The organism is Variovorax sp. CF079, assembly GCF_900101545.1.
GTDB lineage: Bacteria > Pseudomonadota > Gammaproteobacteria > Burkholderiales > Burkholderiaceae_C > Variovorax.
This window is the reverse complement of sequence record NZ_FMZU01000011.1, coordinates 203881-227898: the sequence shown is the minus strand read 5'-3', so window position 1 is coordinate 227898 and position 24018 is coordinate 203881. Positions and strand designations below refer to the sequence as shown.

Here is a 24018-nt window from a genome sequence, read left to right as displayed (position 1 = left end):
CGGCCAACGCCGCATGAAAAAACCGGGCTCGCGGCCCGGTTTGTCGTCTCGAGTGCAGCCGATTACAGTGCAAGCTGGTCGATGCCGCGCGCTGCGGCGCGGGCTTCGGCGCGCACGGTGGCGCGGTCAACCGTGCTGGCGAGCACCGGCGCCACGCCTTGCGCATAGCCTTCCGCGTACGGGTTGGCGCTGCGGGCGGCGGCGACGGCTTCGGCTCGCACGCCGGCACGGTCGGTCGAGGCGGTCAGCGCCGGCGCGACGCGCGACGAGACGCCTTCGGCGTACGGGTTCTCGCTGCGTGCGGCAGCCACCGCTTGGGCCCTCACGTCGGCACGGCTGTTGGCCGACACCAGCGAATGCACGCCTTCATAGGTTTCGGCTTGGGCGCCAGCGGCAGCAAGAAGCGAGAGAGCGGCGGCGGCAATGATCTTCGAGGTCTTCATTTCAATTTCCTTCAATGGTTTGGATGATGATTTCGAACCGGTCTTGGGTGGGGCGCCGTCCCTTCGGGGGCGGCCACCTCGCTCGGTGCCCTGTTCATCCAGAACAGTGAATGGCTGCTCTGTGGGGATGAAGTTTGCGCCCGAAATCTAGGTAGAAACCCTGCCAAATGGAATTGCGGTGTTTTCGTTCCGGCAACAATCCGGACGCGGCACCCCGATCCGGATCGGGCAATTGGACCCAGAGAAGGCTGCGCGGAAGGACGAAGAAGGCCTCAGCGCTTGTCGGGTGACCGGTTCGCGGGGAGCTTGCGTCCGAGCAGTCGGGTCAGCGCATCCAGTTCGCGTGCGAGCCGTATCGCTTCTGCGCGCGCGCTTTCATCACCCTGCTTCATGTGCAGCAGGTGCTGCTCGTAGGCGTCCGAGAGTTGCGTCCATCGCTCGAAGGATGCGTCGATAGGCGTCACCGAATCCTGCATGGCTGCCTCCATTTCATGGCGCTCGGGCCATTTCGATGGTTATCTCCTGCTCCACGAAAGACTACACAAAGCGCCGGACCCTTTCCATGGCAGGGGTGGGCCTTGCGCGCCGCATTCGGCACTACTTCATGCTTTTGCCGGATTCGCGAACTCGTGAAATGGATCACGAAAGAAGTTAACCTGTAAGTACTACATGTAATTACAATTGGCTACATGGACATACGCTCCGAGACAAACCACGGTCGGTCTCTTCGCCGTGCCTGCCTAGCAGCACATGTCCTATAGCGTGCTCCAGCGCGTGGCCAAGGGTCCTCTGCCGATGGTCTTCACTGCGGCAGAGGACATCGAGAGCCTGCGCATCCTGAAGGACGGGGGCTGGGTCAAGGTCACGTTCTCGGCGCCGCCGGGACGGGCGGGCACGGCCACCGTGACGGAACTGACCCCTCTGGGTCGTTTCGCGATGCAGTTCGTGCAACCCGACAAGGACAAGCCATGAGAGTCATTGTCTGCATTCTGGCCAGCATCTCGGTCTTTGCCGCTTGCGTCGGCGGGTGGTGGTTCTATTGGCCGATCTGGCAGGTCCAATCACAGGTGAAAACCAGGCTGCCGGAACCCCGCTTCGCCGTGTTCTCCGGCGTGACCTACAACAAGAGCACGGGCACGGGCTGCGGCTACGTGCATGCCGACGACCGCAGCGGCCGCTTGTCCGGGCGAACGCATTTCATTCTGTTGCCCGACGGCGACGTGAGGTTCGACCCGAAGGACCCGATCCGCGGCAACACGGTGCAGCAGCTCGAGAGCCTTCGAAAGCACGCGGACTATCTGGCCCTGGTCTACGACCGCTGCCCGCCGGCTTGAGTGCTTCGCAGCGCCGCTTCTAGGCGCCGCTTGCCGCGACCCGTGGTGCAGGCGCGACCGGGTTGTCGACGAGCTTCAGCTCGACGAGCTGGGACGCCTGGCGCAGTGCGTCGCGCAGTTGCTCGAGGCTGAAGGGCTTGCACAGCCAGACGGCGCTGTGCAGAGGTCCGTCCGGCGCCTTTCTGCCCGTGGCAAAAATGACCGGCAGCTTGCAACGAGACTGCAACTTGCCGGCCAGTTCCAGCCCGGACAAGGCCGGCAGGCCGACGTCGACCATCAGCACGTCGAACGCGCCTTCGAGGAAGCGGGTGAGCGCACCCTCGGCGCTGCGGACGCCGGTCGCCCAGTGGCCCAGGAGTTCCAGGGCCTCGAGCGCGGCTTCCAGCACATCGGGATCGTCTTCGACCACCAGCACCCGCAAGCTGCAAGCATTGGGCGAGCATGCGGTTGGGGGGGCCATCTGCGATCTCTCGGGACGTTGGGATCGGGAGCATCGTCCTGCGCCGAGGGGCGGACTGTAGGAACGCGCCGCGATCAGATGACCGCCTCTGGTGTATGGCGATACAGGGCGCAACACATGGAAAAGCAGAGCATGTTCTCCGACGCGGCCGATGACGGCTTGCACGTCATGATGCCGACGTCATTCTTCCTCCCATGCCTGCGCCATGAAGATCGCGACCTTCAACGTCAACGGTGTCAACGGCCGTCTCCCGCGCCTGCTGGAATGGCTGGCCGAGTCGAGGCCGGACGTGGCCTGCCTGCAGGAGCTCAAGTCGCCCGACGAGAATTTTCCAGCGGCCGCGATTCGCGCAGCGGGCTACGGCGTCGTGTTTCATGGCCAGCGTTCGTGGAACGGCGTGGCCATCCTCGCGCGCGGCCGGGAGCCGATCGAAACCGGCCGCGGCCTGGACGGCAACAGCGAAGACAGCCAGAGCCGCTACCTCGAAGCCGTGGTCGGCGGCGTGGTCGTCGGCTGCCTGTACTTGCCCAACGGCAATCCCCAGCCCGGCCCCAAGTTCGACTACAAGCTCGAATGGTTCGGACGGCTCGAAGTGCATGCGCGCAAGCTCTACGCCTGCGGGCTGCCGGCGGTGCTGGCCGGGGACTTCAACGTGGTGCCTACCGATGCCGACATCTACAACCCCGCCTCGTGGCGCGACGATGCGCTGCTGCAGCCGGAGGCTCGTGCCGCCTTCGCGCGCCTCTTGAAGCAGGGCTGGACCGACGCGATCCGCGCGCGCCATCCGAACGAGGCGATCTACACCTACTGGGACTACTGGCGCAACCGCTGGCCGCGCAACGCGGGCCTGCGCATCGACCACCTGCTGCTCAATGCGGAGCTCGCGCCCTTGCTGATCGATGCGAACGTGGATCGCGAGGTGCGGGGCCGGGCTGGTGCCAGCGATCACGCGCCGGCCTGGGTCGAACTCGATCTGCCCTCGATCGGGCTCTCCGACAAGAGCTGAAGCAGCGGTGCGCTCGCCGACGCCGGCGTTCAGCGGCGAAGCTCCTCGGCGATCTCCGTTGTTCGATGCACCCAATGCAGCGCGGGGTCCAGCGAGAGCGCCTTGCGCGCCGCGTTCTGCTGCGCGGCGCTCAGGGGCGCAAGCATCTCGACCTGGCCCGCGACGCTGGTCGCGATAGGGATGCCATCCCGGTACAGCACACGCGAGCCTGCGACCCGCGGAATCTTGGTGCCCGGAATGACCGTTCCGAGCAGGTTGGCGGGATCCGAAGCCGACAGGCAGACCAGGCTTTCGTCGGCCGGCCGGCGCCGCATCTGGCGCATGAGCCCGATGGCCTCGGGCAGCGCGAACTGCTCGCCGGACAGGCCCGCGATGAAGCGGCCGCCGCGGATCTCGCCGCGGGCTTCGAGCCGGCGGTAGCTACGCACCAGGTCGCGCCATGGCGGCAACCAGGCGGCCTCGCGCTCGAGCATGCTCCAGCACACCACGCCATAGCGGCGCAGCAGCACGCGCGCGACCTGTTCGATGGATTCGGGCGCGAGGGCGCGAGGCGGCTCTTCGGTCGTCGCGGAGCCCGGCTGCCGCGTCAGCAGCCAGCGGCCCGCGTCCTCGATGCCGAAGAGCGCGGCGCGGCGCCGGCGCTGCTGCTGCGCGTGCGTCGGCGCGCGCTTCGAGGCCGGCACCAGCAATGCGCGCAGGCCCGCATAACTGTCGCAGCGCACGCGGCCGCGCGCGACCAGTTCGCTGAGCGCGTCTTCGACCTCGGTGCCCAGCAGGCGTGCGCCCTCGGCGATCTCGTCGAAGAAAGACGCGCCGTTGGCCGAGAGCCAGGCAGCCACGCGCTGCGCGCGCGAACCCAGTCCCGCGTCGTCGACCGGTGCCGGCGCGAGTCCGTTCCAGAGCGCTGCGCTGCGCCGCGGCAGCAGCAGGATCGGCGTGGCGCGCAGCGACTGGCCGGCACCCCCTGCCGCGCGGCCATCGTTGGCGGACGGCCGCAGCCGCGTCCACAGCACGCGCCCCGCGGTGCACAGGTCGTCGAGCCAGGCGCTGGCATAGTCGTTGACGCGCGCCGGCAGCAGTTCGGCCTCCCACAGCGCGGCCGGCGCCTCGTAGCCTTCCAATTGGGTCAGCACGCCGGCCAGGGCCTCCGGGCCGCTGACACGCGCGGCCGCGCCGACGTGCTGCCATTCGAAGAGAAAGCGTGCGAAGTCGCGCGGCTCCACGGGTTCGATCTCGCGCCGCAGGCGCTTGAGGGTGTAGCGGTGGATGCGTGCGAGCAGATGCCTTTCGCACCACTCCTGGCCGTCGGCCTCGGGCGTGAATCGCCCCTGCAGCACTTGGCCTTCGCTTTGCAATCCCAGCAGTGCGGCTTCGATGTCTGAGAGCGGCAACCGGAGCTGCTGCGCCAGTTCGTTCGCCGAGACCGGGCCCAGCCCGCCGAGGCGCGACTGCAGCAGCTCGCGCAGCAGCTCGTCGCGGCTCCCGGAGGTCTGCGCATATTCGGCAGGGGCCTCGATGAGCGGCTGCATGGCGGCGCCGGGATAGAGCGCCTGGGTCAGCGCCAGGCGCTCGGCCGCGACCCACAGGCCAAGCGACAGGCGCGTCGCGCGGCCGGCGCCGGCGAGCGCCTCGAGCCATGTTTCCCAGTTCGCATTGCGAGCCACGTCCTCGTCGTTGACCACGCCGAGCCCGCTGAGCGCTTCATGCATCTCGTCGGGGTTGCGGGGGCCGGGCCAGGCTTCCTCTCGCACGCTGCCGATCGCCTCCGGGTCCAGCCGGCCCATGTCGTCCGCGCTCTCCGGATCGGTGTAGCGGCGGCTCTGCACGGCCTGGGTGCGGCGCTCTTCCAGCGGCGCATCGTCGAGAAAGGCATAGGGCCGTGCGTTCAGCACTTCCGCGGCGAGCGGCGAGGGCGCGGGAAGATCGCACGCGAGCACGCTCACTTCGCCCGCTTCGATGCGACGCAGCAGGCGCAGCCAGCCCTCGGCGTCCATGGCCTCGTGCAGGCAGTCGTCCAGGGTCTGCGCGACCAGCGGGTGCTCGGGGATCTCGCGTTCGCCCGCGAGGTTCTCAGCGCAGGCGACCTGGTCCGGGAACACGGACGCCAGCAGGTCTTCGGACTTCATGCGCTGCAGCTGCGGCGCCACCTTGCGGCCGCCGATGAAGCGCGGCAGGGCGAGTGCGGTGGTTGCATTCCAGCGCCAGCGCACACCGAACAGCGGCGCGTCCAGCAGCGCCTGCACCAGCACGTCCAGCGCCGTGGCCGAGTGCAGGTAGCGGGCCACCTCCGGCAGCGCAAAGCTGTGGCTGGTGGACAGCGAGAGCACGATCGCATCCTCGGTGGCCGCGGCCTGCAGCTCGAAATTGAACTTGCGGCAGAAGCGCTTGCGCAGGGCCAGGCCCCACGCGCGGTTGAGACGGCTTCCATACGGCGAATGGATCACCAGCTGCATGCCGCCCGATTCGTCGAAGAAGCGCTCGATCACGATCCGGTCCTGCGTCGGCACCGCGCCCAGCGCTGCCACGGTGCGCGCGAGGTGGTCGACGATCTGGCGTGCGGCTTCGTCGTGCAGTCCCACGCCGCGCGCCAGCCAGCGCACCGCGGCCTCGGCGCCTTGCGTGGCGATGTGCTGTCCGACCTCGTCGCGCAGCCGCGAGACGCCGAAGGAGAGCTCGTCGCTGCGGCCCGGCGCCTCGCCGAGCCAGAACGGGATGTTGGGCGCCGCACCATGCGCATCTTCCACGCGCACGCGGCCCGGCTCGATGCGCAGGATGCGGTAGCTGGTGTTGCCGAGCTGGAACACATCGCCGGCCAGGCTCTCGACCGCGAAGTCTTCGTTCACGGTGCCGATCTTGTGGGCCTGCGGTTCGAGCACCACGCTGTAGTCGCCGGTCTCGGGAATGGTGCCGCCCGAGGTGAGGGCGGTCAGGCGCGCGCCCTTGCGTTCGCGCAAGCGGTGATGGACCGCGTCACGGTGCACATAGCCGGCGCGCGGTCCGTTGCGGGTGGTGAAGCCTTCGGACAGCATGCGCACCACGGCGGCGTAGTCCTCGCGCTTCAACTGCGCATAGGGCCAGGCGCGGCGCAGCAGGGCGAACAGCTCGTCTTCGTCCCATTCGCGGCTGGCGGTCTCGGCCACGATCTGCTGCGCCAGCACATCGAGGGGCGCGGGCAGCACGTGCAAGGCATCGAGCTCGCCGCGGCGGATGCAATCGAGCAAGGCCGCGCATTCGACCAGCTCGTCGCGCGACTGCGGGAACAGGCGCGCCTTGGGCGTGCCGCTCACCGCATGGCCCGAGCGGCCGGCGCGCTGCAGGAAGGTGGCGATCGATCGGGGCGAACCCAGCTGGCACACCAGGTCGACATCGCCGATGTCCAGGCCCAGTTCCAGCGAGGCGGTAGCCACGAGCACTTTCAGTTCGCCGCGCTTGAGGCGTTGCTCCGCGTCGAGGCGCGCCTCCTTCGCGAGGCTGCCGTGATGGGCCGCCACCGCTTCCTTCCCGAGGCGCTCGCCCAGATGCCGCGCCGCACGTTCGGCCATGCGCCGGGTGTTGACGAAGACCAGCGTGGTGCGATGCAGGTGCACGAGTTCGGCGACGCGCGAATAGACCTGCTCCCACTGCTCGTTCGACATCACCGCGCCGAGCGGCACGGGCGGCAGCTCGAGCGCGAGATCGCGTTCCTTGGCATAGCCGATGTCGACGATCTCGCAATCCGCAACGCCATCGGTGACTGCGCCCGCACCCACCAGGAAGCGCGCGACCTCGTCGATGGGCTTCTGCGTGGCGGAGAGACCGATGCGCGTCAGAGGCTTCTCGCAGAGCGATTGCAGCCTTTCGAGCGACAGCGACAGATGGCTGCCGCGCTTGCTGGCCGCGATCGCATGGATCTCGTCGACGATCGCCGTGCGCACGGTCGACAGCATCTTGCGGCCCGATGCCGAACCGAGCAGCACGTACAGCGACTCCGGCGTGGTGACCAGGATGTGCGGCGGCTTGCGCAGGTTCTGCTGGCGATCCCTGGGCGCCGTATCGCCGGTGCGCACGGCGCTGCGGATGTCGACGTCCGGCAGGCCCAGCGCGGCCAGTTCGGCGCGGATGCCCGCCAGCGGCACTTCCAGGTTCAGGTGGATGTCGTTGGACAGCGCCTTCAGCGGCGAGACGTAGACCACTGTGGTTTCGTCGGCGAGCCCCTCGGGCTTCAAGCCCTGGCGCACCAGTCCATCCAGCGCGGCGAGGAAGGCCGTCAGGGTCTTGCCCGATCCGGTCGGCGCGGCGACCAGCGTATGGCGGCCCGCACGGATCGCGGGCCACGCCGCCGCCTGCGCCTCGGTGGGCGCAGCGAAGCTGCGGCTGAACCAGCCGCTGACGGCGGGGTGGAAGGCTTCGAGGGACACAGGCAGAACGGACATCGTAGCGGCCGATGGGCCAGCTTGCGATATCCGGTCAATTCGGGCCTTTGTCGCGAATGTCAAGTCAAAAAAAACGGCTCCTGGGCGAAGCCATGCCGGTGACGCGCGGCAAGACTACTATTTGTTTTTGCGCACGATGAACGACGACATGAAACGCGACCCCGAGCCGGTTCCGGCAACGAACTACCGGCTCGCCGACAACCGCAGCGCGCTTCAGGGACGCGTGTTCCTGACCGGCACGCAGGCGCTGGTGCGGCTCTTGCTCCTGCAGCGCAAATGGGACGAAGTGCACGGCCTGAAGACGGCAGGTTTCGTGAGCGGCTACCGCGGCTCGCCGCTCGCCGGCGTGGACGTCGAACTCTGGCGCGCGGAGGCCGATCTCGAGGCGCACGATATCCGCTTCCTGCCCGCCATCAACGAGGACCTGGCCGCCACGGCGCTGATGGGCACCCAGCAGGTGGGCGCCGATGCAGAGCGCAGCTTCGACGGCGTCTTCGGCATGTGGTACGGCAAGGGCCCCGGATTGGATCGGGCCGGCGATGCGCTGCGCCACGGCAATGCCGCGGGCACGACGCGCCAGGGCGGCGTGCTGGTGGTGGTCGGCGACGATCATGCGGCGGTCTCGTCCTCGATCCCGAATGCGAGCGAGCTCTCGCTGATGGGCTGGGGCATGCCGATCGTCCACCCGGCCTCGGTCGACGAGTACGACGCCTTCGGGCTGTGGGGCTGGGCCGCATCGCGGCACGCCGGCCTCTGGGTCGCATTCAAGGCCATCTCCGAGACGGTGGAGAGCGGGCGTTCGATCGAGGTGGCGTCGCTGCCCGAGTTCACCGCGCCCGATGAGGCGCCCGGGGCCGCCGAAGCGCGGGCCTACCGCAGCGACGACTTCCTGACGCTCGCCATCGAAGTGCGCCTGGCCGCGAGGCTGGAGGCGCTGAAGGCCTTCGCGCGGCTGAACTCCATCGATCGCCTGGTGGTCGCTGCGCCGGAGGCGACGGCGGGCATCATGGTGGTCGGCAAGTCCTTCCATGACCTGATGGAAGTGCTGCAGCGTTGCGGCATCGACGAAGCCGAATTGCAGTGCATTGGCCTGCGCATCTACAAGCCGGGCCTCTGCTTCCCGCTCGAATCGCAGCGCGCGCAGGACTTCTGCGCCGGCCTGCGCCATGTGCTGGTCATCGAGGAGAAGGCCTCGGTGGTCGAGCAGCAGCTGAAGGAGCTGGTGTTCAACCAGGAACAGCGGCCCACGGTCTGCGGCAAGCACGATCTGGCCGGCGGGCCGCTACTGACGTGGGTGGGCCAGCTGGGCCCCGCATCGATCGCCTCGGCCTTGCGCGCCTGGCTCGCATCGATCGGAGACCCGCTCGCCGAGCGCATCGACGCCGGCCTGTTCGCGAAGCCCGCCTTGCTGTCGAACGAGTCGGACGGCATGCGCCGGCTGCCTTACTTCTGCTCGGGCTGCCCGCACAGCTCGTCGACCAAGGTGCCGGAAGGAAGCAAGGCCCTCGCCGGCGTGGGCTGCCACTACATGGCGAGCTGGATGGACCGCAGCACCGGCGGCTTGACGCAGATGGGTGGCGAGGGCGCCGACTGGCTGGGCCATGCGCCCTTCACCGCGATGCCGCACATCTTCCAGAACATGGGCGAGGGCACGTATTTCCACTCGGGCTACCTGGCGCTGCGCCAGGCGATCGCGAGCGGCGCGAACATCACCTACAAGATCCTGTTCAACGACGCGGTCGCGATGACCGGCGGCCAGCCGGTCGACGGCAGCATCTCCGTCGCGCAGATCTGCACGCAGGTCGCGAGCGAAGGCGCGAAGCGGGTCGTGGTGGTCACCGATGACCCGGAGGTCTACCGCGGCGTGCGGCTGGAAGAAGGGGTGCAGGTGCACCACCGGCGCGACATGGACGCGGTCCAGCGCGAGCTGCGCGAGATCGCCGGCGTCACGGTGCTGGTCTACGACCAGACCTGCGCGGCGGAGAAGCGGCGCCGGCGCAAGAAGAAGACCTACCCCGATCCGGCCAAGCGCATGTTCATCAACGCCGCCGTGTGCGAGGGCTGCGGCGATTGCGGCGTGCAGTCCAACTGCTTCTCGGTCGCGCCGCTCGAAACCGAGTTCGGGCGCAAGCGGCAGATCGAGCAATCGAGCTGCAACAAGGACTATTCCTGCGCCGAAGGCTTCTGCCCGAGCTTCGTGACCGTGCTGGGCGGCGAGGTGCGCAAGAGCAGCACGGCCCTGTCGCCCGCGCCGGATCTGCATGCGCTGGCCGGGGCGCTGCCGCTGCCCGCGCTGCCGAAGGTCGACAGGCCCTTCGACATGCTGGTCGCGGGCGTCGGCGGCACGGGCGTGATCACCATCGGCGCGCTGGTCGCGATGGCGGCGCACCTGGAAGGCAAGGGCGCGTCGGTGCTGGACTTCACCGCGCTGGCGCAGAAGGGCGGCTCGGTCGTGAGCCACATCCGCATCGCCGGCCGGCCTTCGCTCCTGCATGCGGTGCGCGTTCAGCCGCAGCGCGCACGCACGCTGATCGTGGCCGACATGGTGGTGGGTGCGTTGCCCGACGTGCTGGGCACGGTGAAGGAGGGCGGCACGCAGCTCGTCGTCAACTCGCACTTGCAGACCTTGGCGGAGTTCACGCGTTCGCCGGACCTGCCTTTCCGCCACGATGCGCTGTTGCAGAAGTTCCGGGCCGCCGCCGGCGAGGCCCAGGTCCAGGCCATCGATGCGCACGACGCTGCCAAGGCCCTGCTGGGCGACGCGATCGGCGCCAACATGCTACTGCTCGGCTTTGCCTGGCAACGGGGCGGTGTGCCGGTCGGGCTCGGTGCGCTGACGCGGGCCATCGAGCTCAACGGTGTCGCGGTCGAGGCCAACAAGAAGGCCTTTGCCGCCGGGCGCCTGGCCGCGCACGATCCGGCCTGGAAGGCCAAGCTGTCGGGCCGCGAGGGCACGGTGGTGCAGCTGACGCGGCCGCAAGGCCTCGAGAAGATCATCGAGACCCGCGTGCGTTTTCTCGAGGACTACCAGAGCCTGTCGTACGCGAAGCGCTACCTGGATTTCGTGCGGCGCGTCGAGGCTGGCGAGCGCGCGGTCGTGCCGGAGGGCCGGCGGTTGCGCTTGACGGAAGCCGTGGCCCGCAACCTCTTCAAGCTCATGGCCTACAAGGACGAGTACGAGGTGGCGCGCCTGTACACGCGCCCCGAGTTCCTGGCCGAGCTGCGCGCGCAGTTCGAAGGCGATTTCCGGCTCCAGTTCAATCTCGCGCCGACCTGGTTCGCGAAGCGGAATGCGCAGGGCCTGCCGATGAAGCGCGCCTACGGGCAGTGGATGCTGGCGATGTTCAAGGGACTCGGTGCGCTGCGCTGGCTGCGCGGCACGCCTTTCGATGCCTTCGGCTACACGGCGGAACGCAGGCAGGAGCGGCAGCTGATCGCCGAGTACCGCCAGCTGGTGGAGCGCCTGCTCGAGGGCTTGGGTCCCGATCGGCTGGCCGAGGCGGCGCGCATTGCCGGCCTGGCGGAAAAGATCCGCGGTTACGGCCACATCAAGGACGAGAGCATCCGCGCGTACCGGGAGAGCCTGGCCGCTGCGCTGGACGGTGCGCAGAAAAGCCGTGCGGCGCCTGCCTTGAGGATTGCCTGAGCGAGGAAAAATTCTCAGGTGCGCGGACGATCCGGCCCGCCGCCATCGATGCTCGCATTTTTTGCCGAATCCTTCACGCGGTACCCGGGCCGTTTGCGCCGACACTGCGACCCAGGTTCTCTGGGGGATTGCTGACTGCAATCATTCGGCCCGCTTCGTGCGGGCCCTTTTTTGCCTGTCAGCGTGGCCGATGGCCGTAGGCCAGGGTCTTGAAATCGTCGAAGCTCGGCAAGCGCCAGTCGACGTCTTCGCGGGAGAAGCGATAGTCGTCGAGCCACGCCGACCAGCATGCGAACTGCGGCGGCGAGGGCGCCACGACGGGGCGCTGTCTCTTCATCAGTTCGAGCGCCTCGAGCGGCGCATAGCCGCGGTGCACCAGCAGGCACAGCGCCAGCGTGGCGGAGCGGCCGATGCCGTACTCGCAATGGACGAGCACGCGCTGCCCCGCGTCGAGAAACTCGTTCGCGAAGCGGATGCCGTGCTCGACATCTGCCATCCGTACGCCGCACATGTCCTCGGTGGGCAGGTGCAGCAGCGCGATGCCGTGCCGGCGCAGCGCGTGCGGATCGGGGATCGCTTCGCCGCGCAGGTCGATCACGGCCTGGATGCGATGCTCGCGCGCGAGCCGCTCCGCGCAGTCGTAGGGGAAGCTGCCGCCGACGGCGAGCAGCTCGGTGATCCAGCTGAAGTTCGGTTGCCAGGGGTCCATGAACCAAACCTAGCGCCTTCTGCCTGGCATTTGCGTAGGCCGTTGTAGAAAGAGATCGCCTTGCTAGACCGACAGCGACCCCAGTCGCGCCACCACCATGTCGTGCAGCGCCCGTGCAGCCGCGGACAAGCTGCCCTCGCGGCGTTGCACGAGGTAGATCCGGCGCGTGAGCTGGGGCATCGGAAGCGGCCGGGTGGCGATCGTCTCGCGCCGGAACTGGTAGAGCGTGAGCGTCGGGACGACGCTGATGCCGAGCCCGGCCTCGACCATGCCCATCACGGTGGCGAGCTGCTCGACCTCGAGCACGGTGTTCATGGCCAGCGGATGCAGCGCGGCTTCGAGCGCCTGCCGCACGCTGCTGTTGCGCGTCATGTGGATGAAGGGCCAGGGCGCCAGCTTGCGCAGCGTGAGCCGCGGCTCGGAAGCCAGCGGGTGGTCGGCTCGGCACACGAGGTGAAAGCGATCGGTGCACAGCACGCGCATGCGCAGCTCGGCCGCATCCGCGACGCGCGTGCTGCCCGACGCCAGCGCGAAATCGGCCTGGCCGCCGCGCACCAGGTCGATACAGGCATCGGACAGCTGATCGCTCAATGCGAGCTCGATTCCCGGCCAGGTCTGGCGGAACTCCGCGAACAGCGCCGGCAGCCAGCCGGCCGCGAGCGAGGGCAGCGCCGCGACATGCACGCGCCCCTTGCGCCGCTCCACGTGGTCGCCCAGGTCGGCGAGCGCACGGCCCATGTCGGCGAGCAGGCGGCGCGCAGAAGGTTCGAACAGCCGGCCCTCGGGCGTGAGCTGCACGCTGCGCGTGTTGCGGTCGAACAGGCGCGTGCCCACCGATTCCTCGAGCGCGCGGACCAAGGTGCTGAAGGCCGGCTGGGAGAGATGGCAGGCCTCTGCAGCCCGCGTGAAGTGGCGCAGATCGGCCAGCGCGAGAAAGGCGCGCAGCTGGCGGGTGGAAAGGTCTGGGGATGCCATTGATTCGAATGGTGAATGAATCCATCCAAACTTTCGATTGTACGGATGAGGCCCTAAAACCTACATTCACCGCATGACGAGATCGGAGACATGAGCAACTTGCCCGCTTCCCCCTTGCTGGTCGGCTGTGCGGCCGGCTTTTCGGGCGACCGCACCGATGCCGCCGGACCGGTGGTGGACACACTGATCGCGCGCATGCAGCACGGCCCCTCGGAGCAGCGCGCTTTCCTGATCTTCGAAACCCTGGCCGAGCGGACGCTCGCGCTGGCGCAGCTGCGCCGGCGCGCCGATCCCGAAGCGGGCTACGAGCCGCTGCTCGACGCGATGCTGCGTCCGGTGCTTGCACGCTGCCTGGCGCACGGCATCCGCATCGTCAGCAACTTCGGTGCTGCGAACCCGCGCGCCGCCGCCCGCCACATCGCCCGCATGGCGCGCGAGCTCGGCGTCGACGCGCCGCGCATTGCGGTGGTGGAAGGCGACGATCTGTCGGCGCCCGCGCAGCGCGCGCTGCTGCGCGAACAGCTGGGTACCGAGATGGACCGGATGCGCCTGGTCAGCGCCAACGCCTACATCGGCGCCGAGCCGATCGCCGCCGCGCTCGATGCCGGCGCGCAGATCGTGGTGTGCGGGCGCGTTGCCGATCCGTCGCTGACGGTGGGGCCGGCCATGTCGCACTTCGGCTGGCGTTCCGACGACTGGGACCGGCTCGCACGCGCCACCATGGCCGGCCATCTGCTCGAATGCGGCGCGCAGGTCTGCGGCGGCTACTTTGCCGATCCGGGCTACAAGGAGGTGCCGGGCCTGGAGGCGATCGGTTTTCCGATCGCCGAGATCGACGCAGACGGCCTCTGCATCATCGGCAAGGCCGATGCCACGGGCGGGCTGCTCAGCGAGGCCACGGTCAAGGAGCAGCTGCTGTACGAGGTGCACGACCCGGCTGCCTACCTGACGCCCGACGTGGTGGCCGACATCGGCGACGCCGAGGTCAGCGCCGCCGGGCCCGAGCGCGTCGCGCTCTCCGGCGTGCGCGGCCATGCGCGGCCCGCCGACTACAAGGTCAACGTCTGCTACGAAGGCGGTTGGCTGGCCGAAGGCGAGATCTCCTACGCCGGCGCGCGTGCCGAGGCGCGGGCACGGCTGGCCGCCGACATCCTGCGCAAGCGGCTCGCGAGCCTCGCGCTGCGGGTCGACCTGATCGGCGCGATCAGCATCTTCGCGGACGACGCCGGCCGCATGCTGGACGCGATGCCCGAGAGCGGCGCGCGCGACGTGCGGCTGCGCGTGGCCGCGACGCACGAGGAGCGCGGCGAGGCCGAGCGGCTCACACGCGAGGTGATGGCGCTCTACACCTGCGGCCCGGCCGGCGGCGGCGGCGTGCGCACGGCGCTCACGCCGCGGCTCAACACGCGCTCCTGCCTGTTGCCGCGGGAGCAGGTCCCGGTGCGCTTCGAGATCGTGGAGGCGGCATGACACAGGTGCGCAAGGTCGCGCTCTTCCGCGCCGCCCACGGCCGCACCGGCGACAAGGGCAACCGCTCCAACATCAGCGTGATCGTCTGGCATCCGGAGTTCTATCCCTTGCTGGTGGCACAGCTCACGCCCGAGGCCGTGGCCACGCAGTTCGGCCACCGGCAACCGAGCCGCGTGCAGCGCTTCCTGCTGCCGAAGCTGCACGCGATGAACTTCGTGCTCGACGATGTGCTGGACGGCGGCGTCAACGATGCGCTGAACCTCGATGCGCACGGCAAGGCGCTGTCCTTCCTGTTGCTGGACATGTCCATCGAGGTGCCTGCCTCGCTGGCGCATCTGCTGATCGGCCCGGCCGATGCCTGATCTTTCGCTTCGCTTATTCATTCATCCAGGAGACATCACCATGATTCGCATTCGACCCCTCGCGCTGGCCTTCGCCGCGCTGCTGGGCGCCGGCGCCGCAGCGGCGCAGACCTACCCCGACAAGCCCATCAGCTTCGTCGTGCCTTTTGCCGCAGGCAGCGCGACCGACCAGATCGCGCGTGCGCTCGGCAATGGCGTGACGGCGGAAACCAAGCAACCGGTGGTGATCGACAACAAGGCCGGCGCCAGCGGCTTCATCGCCTCGCAGCAGGTTGCGAAAGCGCCGCCCGACGGCTACACGGTGCTGATCACCACCAACACCACGCACGCCGCCAATGAGCACCTGTTCAAGAAGCTGCCCTACGACCCGGTGAAGGACTTCAGCCCGATCGCCGCTTTGGGCAAGGGCGGCCAGATCATGGTGGTGAATCCGAACTCGCCGGCCAAGACGGTGGCCGAGTTCGTCGCGCTCGCGAAGAAGGAGCCCGGCAAGCTGAGCTTCGGCAGCGGCAGCTCCTCGAGCCGCATGGCCGGCGAACTGCTGCAGCAGTTGGCCGGCATCAAGCTGCTGCATGTGCCCTACAAGAGCAACCCGCTCGCGGTGACCGACCTCTTGGGCGGCCAGATCGACATGATGATCACCGACACCGCGACCGGCCTGCCGCAGGTCAAGGCCGGCAAGCTGCGCGCGCTCGGCGTCTCGGGCGCCCAGCGCTCGCCGCTGGCACCGGAGGTGCCGACCATCGCGGAATCCGGCGTCAAGGGCTACGAGATGGGCTACTGGTTCGCGGCCTATGCGCCCGCGAAGACGCCGCCGGCGGTGGTCAAGCGGCTCAACGAACTGCTGGTCAAGGCGGCGAAGAGCGAGGCTGCGAAGACCGCGTTCTACGAGCCGAGCGGTACCGAAGTGTTCACCACCTCGCCCGAGGAGCTCGCGAAGTTCCAGCACGGCGAATCGCAGAAGTGGGGGCGCATCGTCAAGGCGGCGGGCATCGAGGCCGAGTAAGCGTCGCTGTCCGAAGAGGCAGCCGAGGAGACAAAAATGCAGATGAGAATCAATGGACGCTGCCGCGTCCTGTGCGCAGCCGCGCTTGCGGCACTGATGACGCTGGCCTGCGGTGGCGGCGGCGGTGGTGGTGGCGGCGTCGTTGCGCCCCCTGCGTCCGCACCCGCGGCGGCGCAGATGAAGCTGACGATCAGCGCCACCACCGACATGCCGGGCAGCTTCGGCAGCGTCGGCGCCTACGAACAGCTGACCGGCACGATCAGCGGCGAAGTCGATCCGAAGGACCCGAAGAATGCCGTGATCCAGGACCTCGATCTCGCGCCGGTCAATGCGCGCGGCATGGTCGAGTACAGCGCCGATTTCGTGATGCTCAAGCCGAAGGACATGAGCAAGGCCAGCGGCGTGCTGCGCTACGACGCGCCGAACCGCGGCAACATCCTGACGATGCCGAATCTCGCGGCGAATCCCAGCGATGCGGTGTTCTTCGAGCGCGGCTACGTGTGGATGTTCTCGGCCTGGCAAGGCGACGTTCCGAAGAGCTCACCGCAGCGCTTGACGGTCACGGTGCCGGTCGCGAAGAACAAGGACGGTTCGTCGATCACGGGGCCGTACGCCACCGAGCTGCTGACCTCGGCCGCCGCGCCTTCGCTCAGCCTGCCGGGCGGCGTCTTCAACGGCACGATGATTCCGTATGCGCCCGCGAGCCTCGACAACACGCAGCCCGGCTATCTGCTGACGCGCCGCGTGAACGAGACCGACCCGCGCATTGCGATCCCCGCCGCGGACTGGAAGTTCGCGAGCTGCAACGCCACGGACAACCCGTTCCCGGGCACGGCGGATCCCGCGCGCATCTGTCTGAAGGGCGGCTTTCAGCCGAACACGCTTTACGAGCTCCAGTACGTCGCGAAGGATCCCAAGGTGATGGGTGTCGGCCTCGCGGCGCTGCGCGACACGATCGCCTTCTTCAGGAGCCAGCAAGCCGATTCGGCCGGCACCCCGAATCCGATCGCCGGCAAGATCCGCCATGCGATCGGGCAGGGCACCTCGCAATCGGGCAATGCGATGAAGACCTTCCTGCACCTGGGTTTCAATCAGCGGCTCGACGGCGGGCAGGTCTTCGAGGGCATCTACGCCCATGTTGCGGCGCGCCAGACCAACATCAACACGCGTTTCGCGGTGCCGGGCGGCGGCGGAGGCTTGCGCACCGATCACCGTGCCTTCGGCCAGACCGCGCCGCGCGGACTGGCGGCCGACTACGCCGACGCGATCTCGGGCCGCACGGGCGGCGTGATGAAGCGCTGCACCGAGACCGCCACCTGTCCGAAATTCTTCCTCGGCCTGTCGGGCACGGAGTTCTGGCAATTGCAAGGCTCGCCGGTGTTGACCGATGCCCTGGGTGCCTCGGACCTCGTCCAACCAGCGAATGCGCGCATCTACTACTACGCGAGCACGCAGCACGGCAGCGGCACGGGAAGCCTGGCGACCGGAATCAATTTCAGTCCGACCTCGGCGGTGTATCCGATCGGGTCGATGACGGACCATGCCGATACCTTCCGCGCCTTGTTCGTCGACTTGGAGGATTGGGTCGTCAAGAATCTCGCCCCGCCCGCGAGCCAGGTGCCGAAGCTCGCCGACGGCACGCTGGTGCGGCCCGACCAGCTGGTGTTCCCGACCATCGCGGGCGCCACCTGGCCGCTCGCGGGCGGCGGCGCGCCGACGGCGATTCCGGCCTTCAACTATCTGGCGCGCTACAACGGCTTTCCGCTGCTCGACTACGGCCCGCAGTACAGGCCGCAGGACGAGTCCGGCATCCCGACGGTGGTTCCACCCTCATACATGGGCAAGGACTACGCGATCCTGGTACCGCAGGTCGATCCGGGCACCGGCCTCACCAAGGCCGGCATCCGCAACGTCGACGTGCAGGCGCCGCTGGGCACCAGCCTCGAGTTCAACTACGTGGCCACGCCGGGCATCGTCGATCTGGTGAACCTGTCGGGCAGCTTCATCCCCTTCCACAAGACCGAAGCGGCGCGCATCGCGGCCGGCGACACGCGGCCATCGATCGAATCGCTCTATGGCAACCAGGCCGGCTTCGTGACCGCGGTGACCGGCGCGGCCAACAGCCTGGTGGCCCAGCGCTTCCTGTTGCAGCGCGACGCGGACCGGAGAATCGCGCGGGCTCAAAGCACCGTGGTGCTGCCTTGAGCGAAGCGCGCGGCCGGATCAGGCGGTCTCCGCGAGCGCGTCGCCCAGTGCATTGACGAGGCGGTCGATCTCGGCCTTCTCGGCGATGAAGGGCGGCGCGAGCTGGATGGTGTCGCCGCCGTAGCGCACGTAGAAGCCCTTCTTCCAGCAGTTCATCGCGATCTCGTAGGGGCGGCGTGCCGGCTCGCCGGGCAGGGGGGCGATCGTGAGGCCGGCAGCCAACCCGAAGTTGCGGATGTCGGCCACGTGCTTGCTGCCCTTGAGGCTGTGCACGGCGTTCTCGAAATGCGGCGCCAGCGCCTTCGCGCGGCCGGGCATGTCTTCCTTCTGCAGCACGTCGAGCGCGGCGATGCCGGCGGCGCAGGCGACCGGATGCGCCGAGTAGGTGTAGCCGTGCGGGAACTCGAGCATGTAGTCGGGGCCGCCGGCCGCCATGAAGGTGTCGTAGATCTCCTTGCTCGCAATCACCGCGCCCAGTGGCTGTGCGCCGTTGGTGACCTGCTTGGCCACGTTCATGATGTCCGGCACCACGCCGAAGGCATCCGCGCCGGTGAGCGCGCCGCAGCGGCCGAAGCCGGTGATGACCTCGTCGAAGATCAAGAGGATGTTGTGGGCGGTGCAGATCTCGCGCAGCCGCTGCAGGTAGCCGCGCGGCGGGATCACCACGCCGGCCGAGCCCGCGAAGGGCTCGACGATCACGGCCGCGATGTTCGATGCATCGTGCAGCGCGATCAGATCGAGCAGGCGCTCGGCCAGTTCGGCGCCGTGTTCGGGCATGCCGCGCGAGAAGGCGTTGGATGCGAGCTGCGTGTGCGGCAGATGATCCGCCTCCACGCCCTGGCCGAAGAGCTTGCGGTTGGCACCGATGCCGCCGACCGAGATGCCGCCGAAGTTGACGCCGTGGTAGCCCTTCTCGCGGCCGATCAGCCGCGTCTTGCCGGCGAGGCCCTTGGTGCGCCAGTAGGCGCGCGCCATCTTGAGCGAGGTGTCCGCGGCCTCGGAACCCGAGCCGGTGAAGAACACGTAGTCGAGCCCGGCGGGCGTGAGTTCCTTGAGCTTGTTGGCGAGTTCGAAGGAGAGCGGGTGGCCATGCTGGAAGGCCGGCGCGTAGTCGAGCTTGGCGATCTGGCGGCTCACGGCCTCGGTGATCTCGGGGCGGCCGTGGCCCAGGCCCGAACACCACAGGCCCGAGAGGCCGTCGAAGATCTTGCGGCCGTCGCCGTCGGTGAAATAGGCGCCCTTGGCCTCCACGATCATGCGCGGGTCGGCCTTGAAGTTGCGGTTGCCGGTATAGGGCATCCAGTGCGCGTCGAGCCAGGCGGCGTCGGTGCGCAGGGCAGGGTTCGATTCGAGGGCGGTCGATGCGGTGCTCATGGGCGCTTCCGGAGGTGATGGGAATGCGTCGATTGTTCGCACGGCCTTCAGTGTGGAGAATGGCGCAATATCAATCTTCACTTGACGATCCATGCAAGTAAAACCGCCGCGCGAAAGCGTCGCCAGGAATCGCGCCGTGCTCGGCCAGCTGAGCGACATGGACCTGCGCCTGCTCAAGGTGTTCAAGAGCGTGGTCGAGTGTGGCGGCATGGCGGCCGCCGAGCTGGAGCTCAACATCGGCACCTCCACCGTGAGCCGGCATGTGAAGGATCTCGAAACCCGGCTCGGCCTGGTGCTGTGCCGGCGCGGGCGGGCCGGCTTCTCGCTCACCGCCGAGGGCCAGCGCGTCTACGACGAGACCCTGCGCCTCTTGGCCTCGGTCGACGCCTTCCGCGGCAGCATCGACGACATCCACAACCGCATGGGCGGGCAACTCGAGGTGGCGCTGTTCGACAAGACGGCGAGCAACCCGCAGGCGCGCATCAGCGAGGCCATCGCCCGCTTCACGCAGCTCGCGCCCGAGGTGAGCCTGAGCGTGCACGTGGGGTCCATCAACGCCATCGAGCAGGGCGTGCTGGAGGGCAAGTTCCAGATCGGCATCATTCCGGCGCACCGTACGTCGAAGAGCCTGGTCTACGCGGATCTGTTCGACGAGACCATGCTGCTGTACTGTGGCGCGGGGCATCCGCTCTTCGACAGCAGCCACGCGAAGCTGAACTGGGCGCGGCTGCGCGAGCATCACTTCGCCGGGCTCGGCTACCACTCGCCCAACATGCAGCTCAGCCATCGCGCGAAGCTCACGCGCAAGGCCACCGGCTTCGACCAGGAGGCGATCGCGACCTTGATTCTCTCGGGGCGCTTTCTCGGCTTCCTGCCCGATCACTATGCGCAGGCCTTCGAGCAGCGCGGCCTCATGAAGGCCGTGCTGCCGGCGCGTTTCAACTACAGCTGCCGCTTCGTCAGCGTGCTGCGGCGCTCGCCCAAGCCTTCGCGCGCGGTGCTGGCCTTCCAGGCCTGCCTCGCGGCGGCGCACGCGCCCTAGGAGAGCCGGTCCAGCAGGCTGTACCAGGCGACGCCTGCCGCCACGTAGAAGCGCTGGAGGCCGTGCAGCGGTATGGCCTGCATCGGCGTCACCGGGTAGGGGAAGCTGCTGCTGTCGCCGGTCAGGCGCGCGGCCAGATGCCGGCCCATGCTGGTCGCCAGCGCAATGCCGCGCCCGCTGTAGCCGAGCGCCATCGTGACGCCCGGCGCCGGCGTGTGCACGTGCGGCATGAAGTCGCGCGTGACCGCGATGCGGCCGGCCCAGCGGTACTCGTAGCGCAGCGGCCCCAGCTGGGGAAAGAGCAGCTCGAGCGAGCGCTCCAGGTGCGCGAAATCCTGCGGCCCGCGCGGATCGGCGAAGTGGCCGCGCCCGCCCATCAGGAGTCGCCCCTGCGCATCCTTGCGGAAGTAGAGCAGCAGGCGCTGCGAGGTCGATGCCGTTTCGCCGCGCGGGAGGATCTTGTCGGCGGCCGCACCTTCGATCGGCTGCGTGGCGACGATGAAGCTGTTCGCGGCCAGGATGGTGCGCGCGAGGCCGGGCCACAGCGCGCCCGTGTAGCCGTTGGTCGCCAGCACCACCTGGTCGGCTGTGACGGTGGCGCCCGTCGACGTGCTCGCATGCCAGAGCGCGCCGCGGCGCTCGAGCCCCGTCACCTGCGTTTCGCCGTGCACCGCCGCGCCCAGACTTTGGGCGGCGCGCACCAGGCCGCGCGTATAGGCCAGCGGCTGGATGCCCCCGGCGCGTCCGTCGAGCCAGCCGCCGGCAAAGGCTTCGGTGCCGAGGCGGGCGGCGACGCCGGCGCGGTCCAGCAGCTCCGTTGCCACGCCGCGCCGTGACCACTGCGCGGCACGGGCGTGCAGGCCGGCCACCTCCCGCTTCGAGTACGCGGCCTGCACCCAGCCGCTGCGCACCGGCTGGCAGTCGATGCCGTGACGTGCGATCAGCTCGAACACGAGGTCGGCCGATCGCGACACGGCGTCGATCAAGGGCTCCGCGCGCTCGACGCCATACAGACGCACCAGGTCGTCGGGATCGTGTTTGAGCGTCGGGTTGACCTGCCCGCCGTTGCGCCCGGAGGCGCCCCAGCCCGGCTCATGGCTTTCGAGCACGCAAACCTGCGCGCCGGCCTCGGCCAAGTGCAGCGCCGTCGACAGGCCGGTGAAGCCGCCGCCGACGATGAGCACGTCGGTCTTGTGCGATTCCGCGAGCCGCGGCGTCGGCGGCGCGGCTGGCGCGGTGGCGGCCCAGAGCGAAGGTGGAAGCTGCTGGCGCGATGCGAACCGGTTGTCCGTCACTGCAAAACCTCCGCGGGTGCGGCCGACGGGTGCAGCACGCGCCGCAGGAAGTCCTGCGTGCGCGGCTGCCGCGGCGCGCCCAGCACCTGCGCCGCCGGGCCTTCCTCGACGATGCTGCCGCTGTGCAGGAAGCAGACGCGGTCGGCCACCTCGCGCGCGAAGCCCATCTCGTGCGTGACCACGATCATCGTCATGCCTTCGCCCGCGAGCGCGCGCATCACGGCGAGCACGTCGCCGACCAGTTCCGGATCGAGCGCCGAGGTGGGCTCGTCGAACAGCATGGCTTCGGGCTTCATCGCCAGCGCGCGGGCGATCGCCACGCGCTGCTGCTGGCCGCCCGAGAGCTGGGCCGGGTAGGCCTGCGCCTTCTCGGCCAGCCCGACCTTGGCCAGGAGCGCCATCGCCTCGTTGCGCGCCTGCGCGGGGTTTTCGCGCAGCACGTAGACCGGGCCTTCCATCACGTTCTGCAGCACCGTGCGGTGCGGGAACAGGTTGAAGCGCTGGAACACCATGCCCATGCGGCTGCGCAATTGGTGGATGTTCTTGCTGCCGCGGTCGACGCGTTCGCCGAAGGCGCGCACCTCTCCGCCTTCGTACGACTCCAGCCCGTTGATGCAGCGAAGCACCGTGGACTTGCCCGAGCCCGAGGGGCCGATCAGGCACACCACTTCGCCGGCATCGACGTGCAGGCTGACGCCCTGCAGCACGCGGTGCTGGCCGAAGCGCTTCTCCAGTTCGGTGACGCGGATCATGCTTTCCTCCCGGCGCCGAGACGGCGCTCCAGCCGGCGAAGGCCGTAGACCAGCGGCAGGCTCATGATCAGGTAGAGCAGGGCGACCAGCGTGTAGACCGTCATGTTCTGGAAGGTCGAGGACGCGATCAGCTGGCCGGCGCGCGTCATCTCGGCCACGGTGATGGTGGAGACCAGCGAGGAGTCCTTGAGCATCATGACCAGCGTGTTGCCGTAGGGCGGCAGCGCGATGCGAAAGGCCTGCGGCAGGATCACGCGGCGCATGATCATCGCGGAGCGCATGCCCATGGCCTGCGCGGCCTCGCGCTGGCCCGCGTCGACGGCCTCGATGCCGCCGCGGAAGTTCTCGGCCTGGTAGGCCGAGTAGGCGATGCCCAGCCCGATCACGCCGGCCTGGAAGGCCGTGAGCTGCACGCCGAACTCGGGCAGCACGAAGTAGATGTAGAAGAGCTGCACGATGATCGGCAGGCCGCGGATCAGGTTGATCACCGCCGTTCCCGTCCAGGACAGGGCGCGCACCGGCGACAGTTTCATCAGCGCCAGCGCCAGGCCGAGCACGCTGCTGAGCAGGAAGGAGAGGACGGTCACCTGCACCGTGACGACCGCGCCCTGCAGCAGGATCGGGAGGAAGTCGCGGGCGTGCTGGAGGAAGGACGCGGGCACTAGATGCCCCACTTCTGCACGATCTTCTGCAAGGTGCCGTCAGCCTTGATCGCCGCGATGGCCTTGTTGATCCGGGCCAGCGTCTCGGTGTCGCCCTTGCGCACCACCAGGCACACGTCGCCGACGTTGACCGGCTTGTAGCTGTCCACCAGCTTCACGCCGGTGAAGGTGTTCTGCCGCAGCTGGTAGGCGATGATGGGCTGGTCGCCCAGGCCCGCCTTGATGCGCCCCAGCGCGAGATCGCGCGTCATGTCGGCCACCGAGTCGTAGCTGCGCACCTCCTTGAAGATGCCCTTCTTGGTGAGCATGTCGATGAAGACCGTGCCGACCTGCGCGCCGACCACCTCGCCCTTGAGCTCGTCCAGCGAGGTATAGGCCCGCGTGTCCTCGCTCTTGACGATCAGGCCTTCGCCATAGGAATAGACCGGATCGCTGAAGTCCACCACCTGCTGGCGCGCGGCCGTCTTCAGCATGGCCGCCGAGACGATGTCGATCTTGTTCGAGGTGAGCGAGGGAATGAGCGCCGAGAACACCGTCTGCTGCACGTTGACCCCGAAGCCGCCCGCCTTGCCGACGGCGGTGACGGTGTCCACCATCATCCCCTGGATGGTGTTGGTCTTTACGTCCAGGAAGGTGAAGGGCACGCCGGTGGCCGTGGCGCCCACGTTGTAGGTCGGCGAGGCGCCCTGGGCGCAGGCGAGCGAAACGACACCTGCAGCGAACAGACCTGCGGCAAAGCGATGAAAGCGGCGAACGAAGCGATTCATGTGGACTCCTTGAGGAAGATGCAAATGGGCGGGCCGGAACAGCCCGGCCTTTATGCGATGCAACATGCGTGCCAATATTCGATTCTTAAGAACCTCAT

Annotated in this window: 20 protein-coding genes; 9 read left to right on the top strand and 11 right to left on the bottom strand. The window is 68.5% G+C overall.

Annotated features, from left to right (window positions below; all coding sequences use genetic code 11):
- Window positions 1-62: 62 nt before the first annotated feature.
- Both BLS74_RS16845 and BLS74_RS16840 read right to left on the bottom strand, forming a co-directional pair.
- Window positions 63-443: a helicase SNF2 gene (locus BLS74_RS16845; RefSeq protein WP_093108242.1), complete on the bottom strand. Its 381-nt coding sequence runs from the start codon at window positions 441-443 to the stop codon at window positions 63-65.
- A 272-nt stretch (window positions 444-715) separates the two neighbouring features.
- The gene (locus tag BLS74_RS16840; RefSeq protein ID WP_139191702.1) at window positions 716-919 is read right to left on the bottom strand and encodes a hypothetical protein; all 204 of its coding nucleotides are present in this window, start codon (window positions 917-919) and stop codon (window positions 716-718) included.
- A 274-nt stretch (window positions 920-1193) separates the two neighbouring features.
- On the opposite strand from BLS74_RS16840, the gene BLS74_RS16835 reads away from it, so the two are divergent.
- Window positions 1194-1415, top strand: coding sequence for a hypothetical protein (locus tag BLS74_RS16835; protein WP_093108238.1), 222 nt, complete (start codon window positions 1194-1196; stop codon window positions 1413-1415).
- Window positions 1412-1777, top strand: a complete 366-nt coding sequence (locus BLS74_RS16830; RefSeq protein WP_093108236.1) for a hypothetical protein — start codon at window positions 1412-1414, stop codon at window positions 1775-1777. The genes BLS74_RS16835 and BLS74_RS16830 overlap by 4 nt, the downstream gene beginning before the upstream one ends.
- A 19-nt stretch (window positions 1778-1796) precedes the next feature.
- Here BLS74_RS16830 and BLS74_RS16825 read toward each other — a convergent pair whose 3' ends face one another.
- Window positions 1797-2237, bottom strand: coding sequence for a response regulator (locus tag BLS74_RS16825; RefSeq protein ID WP_093108234.1), 441 nt, complete (start codon window positions 2235-2237; stop codon window positions 1797-1799).
- Between the two features lie 205 nt (window positions 2238-2442).
- On the opposite strand from BLS74_RS16825, the gene BLS74_RS16820 reads away from it, so the two are divergent.
- Window positions 2443-3243 carry an exodeoxyribonuclease III gene (locus tag BLS74_RS16820; RefSeq protein WP_093108232.1) on the top strand — a complete coding sequence of 267 codons (801 nt, stop codon included), beginning with the start codon at window positions 2443-2445 and terminating at the stop codon, window positions 3241-3243.
- Between the two features lie 29 nt (window positions 3244-3272).
- On the opposite strand, the gene BLS74_RS16815 is transcribed toward BLS74_RS16820, so the two are convergent.
- Entirely contained in the window at window positions 3273-7655 is a 4383-nt protein-coding gene (locus BLS74_RS16815; RefSeq protein WP_093108230.1) for a DEAD/DEAH box helicase, read from the bottom strand.
- 148 nt (window positions 7656-7803) lie between these two features.
- Between BLS74_RS16815 and BLS74_RS16810 the strand changes: the two genes are divergently transcribed.
- On the top strand, window positions 7804-11301 hold the full coding sequence (locus BLS74_RS16810) for an indolepyruvate ferredoxin oxidoreductase family protein (RefSeq protein WP_093108290.1): 3498 nt from the start codon (window positions 7804-7806) through the stop codon (window positions 11299-11301).
- Between the two features lie 178 nt (window positions 11302-11479).
- Here the strand turns inward: BLS74_RS16810 and BLS74_RS16805 are convergent, their stop codons facing one another.
- Both BLS74_RS16805 and BLS74_RS16800 read right to left on the bottom strand, forming a co-directional pair.
- Window positions 11480-12010, bottom strand: coding sequence for a protein-tyrosine phosphatase family protein (locus BLS74_RS16805; protein ID WP_093108228.1), 531 nt, complete (start codon window positions 12008-12010; stop codon window positions 11480-11482).
- Between the two features lie 63 nt (window positions 12011-12073).
- Entirely contained in the window at window positions 12074-12985 is a 912-nt protein-coding gene (locus BLS74_RS16800; RefSeq protein ID WP_093108226.1) for a LysR family transcriptional regulator, read from the bottom strand.
- 90 nt (window positions 12986-13075) lie between these two features.
- Here BLS74_RS16800 and BLS74_RS16795 point away from each other — a divergent pair, with 90 nt between their 5' ends.
- The 4 genes from BLS74_RS16795 to BLS74_RS16780 are packed head-to-tail and all read left to right on the top strand — an operon-like array spanning window position 13076 to window position 18028.
- Window positions 13076-14455 carry an acyclic terpene utilization AtuA family protein gene (locus BLS74_RS16795; protein ID WP_093108224.1) on the top strand — a complete coding sequence of 460 codons (1380 nt, stop codon included), beginning with the start codon at window positions 13076-13078 and terminating at the stop codon, window positions 14453-14455.
- Window positions 14452-14817 (top strand): AtuA-related protein, encoded by a 366-nt coding sequence (locus BLS74_RS16790; RefSeq protein WP_093108222.1) that lies wholly within the window; start codon window positions 14452-14454, stop codon window positions 14815-14817. Before BLS74_RS16795 ends, BLS74_RS16790 begins: the two co-directional genes overlap by 4 nt.
- 40 nt (window positions 14818-14857) lie before the next feature.
- On the top strand, window positions 14858-15823 hold the full coding sequence (locus tag BLS74_RS16785) for a Bug family tripartite tricarboxylate transporter substrate binding protein (protein ID WP_093108220.1): 966 nt from the start codon (window positions 14858-14860) through the stop codon (window positions 15821-15823).
- A gap of 36 nt (window positions 15824-15859) precedes the next feature.
- Window positions 15860-18028 carry an alpha/beta hydrolase domain-containing protein gene (locus BLS74_RS16780; protein ID WP_244503895.1) on the top strand — a complete coding sequence of 723 codons (2169 nt, stop codon included), beginning with the start codon at window positions 15860-15862 and terminating at the stop codon, window positions 18026-18028.
- An 18-nt stretch (window positions 18029-18046) separates the two neighbouring features.
- Here BLS74_RS16780 and BLS74_RS16775 read toward each other — a convergent pair whose 3' ends face one another.
- Window positions 18047-19402, bottom strand: coding sequence for an omega-aminotransferase AptA (locus tag BLS74_RS16775; protein WP_093108218.1), 1356 nt, complete (start codon window positions 19400-19402; stop codon window positions 18047-18049).
- A 91-nt stretch (window positions 19403-19493) separates the two neighbouring features.
- Here BLS74_RS16775 and BLS74_RS16770 point away from each other — a divergent pair, with 91 nt between their 5' ends.
- On the top strand, window positions 19494-20444 hold the full coding sequence (locus BLS74_RS16770) for a LysR family transcriptional regulator (protein ID WP_093108216.1): 951 nt from the start codon (window positions 19494-19496) through the stop codon (window positions 20442-20444).
- On the opposite strand, the gene BLS74_RS16765 is transcribed toward BLS74_RS16770, so the two are convergent.
- Genes BLS74_RS16765 through BLS74_RS16750 form a run of 4 tightly spaced genes read right to left on the bottom strand, consistent with a single transcriptional unit; the run spans window position 20441 to window position 23920 of the window.
- Complete coding sequence (locus BLS74_RS16765; protein WP_093108214.1) at window positions 20441-21739, bottom strand: NAD(P)/FAD-dependent oxidoreductase; 1299 nt, start codon at window positions 21737-21739, stop codon at window positions 20441-20443. The genes BLS74_RS16770 and BLS74_RS16765 overlap by 4 nt on opposite strands.
- A complete protein-coding gene (locus BLS74_RS16760) occupies window positions 21736-22491 on the bottom strand; it encodes an amino acid ABC transporter ATP-binding protein (protein WP_093108212.1) in 756 nt (251 codons plus the stop codon). The genes BLS74_RS16765 and BLS74_RS16760 overlap by 4 nt, the downstream gene beginning before the upstream one ends.
- Window positions 22488-23153: an ectoine/hydroxyectoine ABC transporter permease subunit EhuD gene (gene ehuD / locus BLS74_RS16755; RefSeq protein ID WP_244503894.1), complete on the bottom strand. Its 666-nt coding sequence runs from the start codon at window positions 23151-23153 to the stop codon at window positions 22488-22490. Before ehuD ends, BLS74_RS16760 begins: the two co-directional genes overlap by 4 nt.
- Window positions 23153-23920, bottom strand: a complete 768-nt coding sequence (locus BLS74_RS16750) for an ABC transporter substrate-binding protein (RefSeq protein WP_093108208.1) — start codon at window positions 23918-23920, stop codon at window positions 23153-23155. Before BLS74_RS16750 ends, ehuD begins: the two co-directional genes overlap by 1 nt.
- Window positions 23921-24018: the final 98 nt, after the last annotated feature.

Bases quoted from the DNA above. Each gene is read 5' to 3' on its own strand.
- BLS74_RS16790 (WP_093108222.1), top strand. From the start codon at position 14,452: ATGACACAGGTGCGCAAGGTCGCGCTCTTCCGCGCCGCCCACGGCCGC.
- BLS74_RS16840 (WP_139191702.1), bottom strand. From the start codon at position 919: ATGCAGGATTCGGTGACGCCTATCGACGCATCCTTCGAGCGATGGACG.
- BLS74_RS16825 (WP_093108234.1), bottom strand. From the start codon at position 2,237: ATGGCCCCCCCAACCGCATGCTCGCCCAATGCTTGCAGCTTGCGGGTG.
- BLS74_RS16830 (WP_093108236.1), top strand. From the start codon at position 1,412: ATGAGAGTCATTGTCTGCATTCTGGCCAGCATCTCGGTCTTTGCCGCT.
- BLS74_RS16795 (WP_093108224.1), top strand. From the start codon at position 13,076: ATGAGCAACTTGCCCGCTTCCCCCTTGCTGGTCGGCTGTGCGGCCGGC.
- BLS74_RS16810 (WP_093108290.1), top strand. From the start codon at position 7,804: ATGAAACGCGACCCCGAGCCGGTTCCGGCAACGAACTACCGGCTCGCC.
- BLS74_RS16785 (WP_093108220.1), top strand. From the start codon at position 14,858: ATGATTCGCATTCGACCCCTCGCGCTGGCCTTCGCCGCGCTGCTGGGC.
- BLS74_RS16760 (WP_093108212.1), bottom strand. From the start codon at position 22,491: ATGATCCGCGTCACCGAACTGGAGAAGCGCTTCGGCCAGCACCGCGTG.
- BLS74_RS16805 (WP_093108228.1), bottom strand. From the start codon at position 12,010: ATGGACCCCTGGCAACCGAACTTCAGCTGGATCACCGAGCTGCTCGCC.
- BLS74_RS16835 (WP_093108238.1), top strand. From the start codon at position 1,194: ATGTCCTATAGCGTGCTCCAGCGCGTGGCCAAGGGTCCTCTGCCGATG.
- BLS74_RS16780 (WP_244503895.1), top strand. From the start codon at position 15,860: ATGCAGATGAGAATCAATGGACGCTGCCGCGTCCTGTGCGCAGCCGCG.
- BLS74_RS16750 (WP_093108208.1), bottom strand. From the start codon at position 23,920: ATGAATCGCTTCGTTCGCCGCTTTCATCGCTTTGCCGCAGGTCTGTTC.
- BLS74_RS16815 (WP_093108230.1), bottom strand. From the start codon at position 7,655: ATGTCCGTTCTGCCTGTGTCCCTCGAAGCCTTCCACCCCGCCGTCAGC.
- BLS74_RS16800 (WP_093108226.1), bottom strand. From the start codon at position 12,985: ATGGCATCCCCAGACCTTTCCACCCGCCAGCTGCGCGCCTTTCTCGCG.
- BLS74_RS16770 (WP_093108216.1), top strand. From the start codon at position 19,494: ATGCAAGTAAAACCGCCGCGCGAAAGCGTCGCCAGGAATCGCGCCGTG.
- BLS74_RS16820 (WP_093108232.1), top strand. From the start codon at position 2,443: ATGAAGATCGCGACCTTCAACGTCAACGGTGTCAACGGCCGTCTCCCG.
- BLS74_RS16775 (WP_093108218.1), bottom strand. From the start codon at position 19,402: ATGAGCACCGCATCGACCGCCCTCGAATCGAACCCTGCCCTGCGCACC.
- BLS74_RS16845 (WP_093108242.1), bottom strand. From the start codon at position 443: ATGAAGACCTCGAAGATCATTGCCGCCGCCGCTCTCTCGCTTCTTGCT.